At 35.2% G+C, this 6,206-nt stretch carries 5 protein-coding genes; 2 read left to right on the top strand and 3 right to left on the bottom strand.

The window, feature by feature from the left end; genetic code table 11:
* The 3 genes from RYL27_RS10310 to RYL27_RS10300 form a co-directional block, all read right to left on the bottom strand.
* On the bottom strand, positions 1 to 717 hold a 717-nt coding region (locus RYL27_RS10310; RefSeq protein WP_314967048.1), incomplete at its 3' end, for an ABC transporter permease.
* Positions 718 to 2,241 carry a sugar ABC transporter ATP-binding protein gene (locus RYL27_RS10305; protein ID WP_314967046.1) on the bottom strand — a complete coding sequence of 508 codons (1,524 nt, stop codon included), beginning with the start codon at positions 2,239 to 2,241 and terminating at the stop codon, positions 718 to 720.
* 53 nt (positions 2,242 to 2,294) lie between these two features.
* Entirely contained in the window at positions 2,295 to 3,347 is a 1,053-nt protein-coding gene (locus RYL27_RS10300) for a substrate-binding domain-containing protein (protein WP_314967044.1), read from the bottom strand.
* 217 nt (positions 3,348 to 3,564) lie between these two features.
* Between RYL27_RS10300 and RYL27_RS10295 the strand changes: the two genes are divergently transcribed.
* Positions 3,565 to 5,334 (top strand): cache domain-containing sensor histidine kinase, encoded by a 1,770-nt coding sequence (locus RYL27_RS10295; protein WP_314967042.1) that lies wholly within the window; start codon positions 3,565 to 3,567, stop codon positions 5,332 to 5,334.
* Positions 5,328 to 6,206, top strand: an 879-nt coding sequence (locus RYL27_RS10290) for a response regulator (RefSeq protein ID WP_314967041.1), incomplete at its 3' end; no start/stop codon positions are given. The genes RYL27_RS10295 and RYL27_RS10290, both read left to right, overlap by 7 nt.

The following is a 6,206-nucleotide window of genomic DNA, read 5'->3' as shown; positions in this document are numbered from 1 at the left end:
ATACACTATCCCCATAATACCAGCCAAAGCACCGTAATATGCATAAACAAATAATCTTATTAGAAAAGGATTAAAACCAGCCCTTCGAGCTGATTCCTCATTATTTCCAACCGCAACAATTCCTCTTCCTATCATTGTTTTATTTAAAATAAAGTAAGTAAGTATCGCTACCAAAAGAACCGGAATAAAGGACAACGTTAATCCACTTGTTCCAATTTGATTACTAACCTTAAAAATCGTTCCACGTCCAAATTTCGATAAACATGAAGGAAGAACTCCTGATCCAAATGATTGATCGCTAATAAAGGTTGTCATAATTCCGTGAAATAAATTCTGCGTTCCCAATGTAATAATAAAGGGAGGTAGTTTTAACCAATTAATTAAAAGTGAATTAATTATACCAAGCACTATTCCTATAAACATTGAGACAATAAAAGCAAAAAATAAATTATTAATCCCTGCTTGAATCATAATAAAAATGGAAGTGTAACTGCCAAATAACGCAATAGACATAAAGGAAACATCAATCCCCCCTGAAATCATAACCACTAAAAGTCCAATAGCTACAATCATGGTGGTGGAAGACGTCTTTGTTATGTCAAAAATAGTCTGAATCTGTAAAAACTGCGCATTTTTTATTCCTACAAATACACTGTAAAGAACTACAATAATCAAAAGAATTCTCTGATAGGAATCTGATTTTTTTTTCGTGGCCATTTATATCACCTCTTTCTCAACCACTACAGCCTGGCTTCCAATCAAATCACTGATTTCCCTTCCTACTCCATCTCGCTTCAGTTCCTTTTCATCATAGAATTTTAATGTTCTACCATTTGCCATAACCATCACACGATTACAATTGGCCATTAATTCGGGGATTTCATCTGAAATCAGAATAATAGCCATCCCCTGTTCTGCAAATTGATGAATCTGCTCATAAATCTCTGCCTTGGAACCAATATCAATTCCAACTGTAGGATTATCCATAATAAAAACTTTTGGATTCATAGCAATCCATTTTCCTATAACTACCTTCTGCTGGTTTCCTCCTGATAGAGTTCCTGCCTTTGTTTCTATAGATGGAGTCCTTACCTTCATCTGTTGAACATACTTTTCAGCCAAATCCATTTCAGCTTTATTATCAAGGATCCCTCTTTGACAAATTTTAGAGATGACTGATGCAGAGGTATTTTCCTTAATACTACGATTCATAAACAAACCTTGAGTAAACCTGTCTTCCGGAAGCAAGGCAATACCCAGCTTTTTAGCCAACATTGGAGAAGTTATAGAAACACCTTTGCCCTTAACCACCATTTTCCCTGAATCCGGCTTGTTTAAACCAAATAAAGACATTGCAAGCTCTGTTCTTCCGGATCCTAAAAGACCCGTGATGCCGAATATATCTCCCGGGCGAATCGCAAAGCTTATATCCTCATAATGACCTTTTCGCGTAAGATTTCGTACTTCGAGAATCGTTTCATTCGTCTCACACTTCCGCTCAAAATGCGGATATTCTACAGCTCTTCCCGTCATATAGTACGCTAAGGATTTTTCATCTAATTCCGTGCTTTTAAAATCGGCTACTTTACTTCCATTTCTAAAAATAGTGATAGTATCCGACACTTTAAAGACTTCATCCAACTTGTGACTGATAAACACTATAGCAAGACCCTTATTCTTCAGTTCTATCATTATTTTCAGTAAACGTTCTACTTCTGTATTGGTTAATGCGGTAGTTGGCTCATCCATAAATAAAATTTTTGTGTCCTGGGCAAGAGCTCTGCAAATAGCCACTATCTGCTTGTTGGCCATAGAAATCTCACCAACTTTCTCATCCAGATCCATTTTTACCCCAATCTTATCTAACTGTTCTTTTGCGATATCATGAATCTTTTTCCAGTCTATGAATTTTTTATTTTCAAATTTCAGCTTACTTATAGCGATATTTTCAGCTACCGTCATATAAGGAAAAAGTGACAAGTCTTGATATATAACTTGAATACCCTGCTTCATGGCTTCAACAGTAGACAGTTCTGTAAAACTATTCCCATTAATGATGATTTCTCCCTGATCAGGTTTATATACCCCAGAAATACATTTCACCAATGTTGATTTTCCACATCCGTTCTCTCCTGCGAGGCAATGTATCTCACCAGCATTAATTTGAACATTTACACTTTCTAAGGCTTGAACACCAACAAAAGATTTACTGATATTTTTAGCTATTAGAATTGCTCCCATTATTATCTCCTATTTTATGGAAACGGGCAGCCTGAAGGCCGCCCGTTACTCCTTTAGAAATCGTAATTGTCGATATTGTCTGCAGTAAACTCAAGTGGTGCATTGCCATAAGCAATACCATCCTTAAGCTTCATGCTTTCATATCCTGTCACTTTAAGGTCAGTACCATCTGTTACCCCTTGACCAGAAGCGATGAGATAAGCTGCATAGCAGGTTGCATAGCCTGCATCTGCCGGTCTCCAGCAAAGTCCCTCTGCCATGGAACCGTCCTTAAGGTACGTTGCAGACATAGATGGTAGAGCAAGGGAAACCACTTTCACTTTTCCTTCAAGGCTATTTTCCGCAAGCGCTTCGCATATTCCACCACCCTGGGCTGAGCAATCAAAGAAACCTGCTATATCCGGATAAGCTTTAAGTACCTCTAATGCTTTATCATGAGCTCCCTCGACAGAGTTTCCGTCTTCGTATGGTTCATTGGAAATGTTTTGCATATCAGGATAATTCTTTTTCAAATATTCTGTTGCAGCATTATACCAAGCCATATGTGTATCCATAGTCAAACCACCTACGAATCCTGCATATTTTCCTTTTCCATCCATAGCCTTAGCAAGCTTCTCGCCAAAAAGTTCTCCAAAGGTCTGGGACTCAAATGCCTCAATATCTAAATCTACTTCTTTTGCAGTACTTGTTGCTTCATGTGTAACAACTGTAATCCCTGCCTTGCGAGCTTTCTGAATAGTCGGAACTAATGCAGCGGGATCATTCGGAACAACACAGATAGCATCAACTCCCTGAGCAATTAAATCTTCCATGATGGAAATTTGGCTTGCCGCATCTCCTTTTTCCGGTACTTGTACAGAAACATTTAAGCCTGTATCTTTTTTAAGCTGGTCAATTCCCGAAGCCATATCGTCAAACCAAGAATCTGACTGCTTCACAATCATCACAACCTTATAGTCAGCAGGATCTGAACCCTTATTGGTTTTCTCCGATTCCGCTTCTGCCTTAGTGGTAGTAGCCGGTGTTGCAGAGGATGATCCACAACCCACAAGCGCTGACATTGCTACCACTGCTGAAAGAGCAAATGCAAATAGCTTTTTCTTCATAATCTGTACCTCCTTAGATAAAAATACGAATCCAACTGCAATCAGTATATTTTGTGCATTATTTAAAGCCAATTTAAAAAACCGAGTTCATTGTCCACTTTTCTTACTATACAGATTGTTATGGTTTTTTCTTTTTAATATAATAAATCTAGCAATAAGCAACAATATCATAAAAATCTCCTTGGATAATATTTCAAATATGAAAGGCTGCAATTAGATGAATAAGATATATTCCAAATTATATAATTCCTTCCTTAATTTCAATCTCCAAAAAAAAATTATCAGCATAACTATTTTTGTAGCTTTTTTAACTTTAACTGCATCTTTACTTTCCTTTTCCGTAGTTCAAAAGGCTAACAGTAGATTACTTTATAAATCTCTTGCAGGGTCATTAAATAGTAGTGCGGAAAATATTTCCGATACCTTAAAAAACCTTGAGGCCTTATCTAAAACAATCATCTCAAATAAATATATACGGAGTGGACTTATATCACTAGTCGATGAAGCTTATTCTCCCATACATGTAAAAAATGTCACGAACACAATTAACCAGCAACTGACTGAAGCTCATAAAAGTATAGCTGAAATTAACTATATCACATTGAAAAACCCTTATACTGTTTCAACCAGTTATGAGCCAGCAAGTTCAAGAATAAATTATGAAATTACAAACAGCGTAATCGAAAAATCCGAAAAAAATGCAGGATATCCAAGCTGGGTAACTGATTATTGCAACACAGATGGTCTTTTCCTGGTTCGCAACTGTATAAGGATTCAAACCTTGAATCAGGAGAATCTTGGAACTCTCATTATTAATGTAAATATGGATAAGCTAATCCAGAATTCTACAGATTCAATATTATATAACGAGAATGTAAGATATATTGTCTATCAGGATAATCAACTACTTTATCACACAAAAAATCTATCCAACGATGAGACCCTTTTCCTTCAAAAAAAATTAGATGCAGACTATAAAATTATCCGACTTAAGCACAGCGATTTTTTTTGTGTAAAAGGTCAAATTAAGAGTACCGGGTGGAATTATATCTGTCTTGTTCCTTATACAGAAATATCTCAGCAGCTAACACTTGCAGTATTTACAGCTTTTTTATTTATATTATTTTCCGTCTTTCTATCTCTGTACTTAGCTTCAAAGTATGTAAAAAGAATCACTGCAGACTTTAATGTTCTTATGGATAAAATGAAATCTTTTGGATCCGGAAATTATAATGAAGAAAACGTCAATTTTGATTATTCAACAAGAAAAGACGAGATAGCCATTCTCCATCATCACTTTGATGATATGACTATTCAAATCAATAATTTAATAAGAGAAAATTATTTAAATGAACTTTTAAAAAAAGACGCACAGTTAAGATCCTTACAAAGTCAAGTGAATCCACATTTTTTATATAATGCTTTGGATTCTATTAATTGGAGAGCAAAAGCCATTGGTGCAAATATAATATCATCCATGATTGAAGCCCTAGGCATTCTTTTAAGAGCTTCAATGAGTCAACAAAAAAACTTGATTTCCATAAAAGAAGACTTAGATATTGTACATAGTTATGTTACAATTCAGAAAATTCGTTTTGATGAAGAACGACTATGCTATAAAGAAAGTTTGCCAGAAGATATTTTCACTGCTTCAATTCCCAAAATGAGTATTCAACCACTTGTTGATAACGCCATTAATTATGCAATGGAATATATCATAGACCAGTGTATAATTGAGGTTTCCGGATTCATTAAAAATGATATCATCCATATTTTAATCACAAACAATGGTTCTCAATTTGAAGATGATTTACTGGATAAGCTTCGTAATGGTACAGTTAAAGCACATGGCATAGGAATTGGCCTACTCAATATTGACCAGCGGATCAAACTTATTTTCGGTAATGACTTTGGGCTGAGCTTATATAATCCAGATGATGATCATGCGACTGCAGAACTTATATTTCCCAGGAGAACAGAATGCTAAAATTACTCATTGCAGATGATGAAAAAGCTATAAGAGATTCTATCAGTACTCTCATTGATTGGAATTCTTTAGAAATCAAATTAATTGGAACCGCAAAAAATGGTATCGATGCCTATAATATAATACTAGACCAATATCCTGATATTATCTTAACAGATATAAAAATGCCCGGTCTTACCGGCTTGGAACTAATTAGGAAAATTCATGAAATTGCCCCCCAGACTGAATTTATTATTTTATCCGGTTATGGCGAATTTGAATTTGCAAAAGAAGCCATGCAATACGGTGTTCAACATTATTTATTAAAGCCATGTACAACGGAACAAATCATTGATAGCGTGGTAAAGGCTCGAGATACGCACCTAAACAAGCTTTCAAAAGAGAACAAAGCTAATGAACTAAAACAAATCTCAAGCTTTTATGGTAGTTCGCTTTTTGCCAACTTAATTAATTGCTATTTATCTGTTGCCCCAGATATACAATTATCCGAAAAAGATATATATCCTTTTTATTCTGATTTTAGGAAATACATTGGAGATATAAATGTACCATATGATACATATTACATTTACTATGTCCAAATCCCCCAACAAAAGCCTTTAATTGAATCTATAAGACGGAAAATAGCCAAATTATATCCTAATATTCAGCTTATCTTTATTGAAGTACAGCATACTATTATCTTTTTCTTTGAGGCCTTTGCTGAAAAATATCCCCTCATTGAAGACGTGCTTTCCGGACTCTGCTTGCAATTTAGTACTGAATATCAACATATTCATTTTCCATCAATTACTGTATTGGCAGAAAAGGTAACTAAACAAATTAGACGATATAATACCATCTCCATAACCTCGCATGAACGCTCTGTAGAG

It is taken from the genome of Oribacterium sinus (assembly GCF_963537195.1).
Taxonomy (GTDB): domain Bacteria; phylum Bacillota; class Clostridia; order Lachnospirales; family Lachnospiraceae; genus Oribacterium; species Oribacterium sinus_A.
This window is presented reverse-complemented; position numbering and strand designations above follow the sequence as displayed.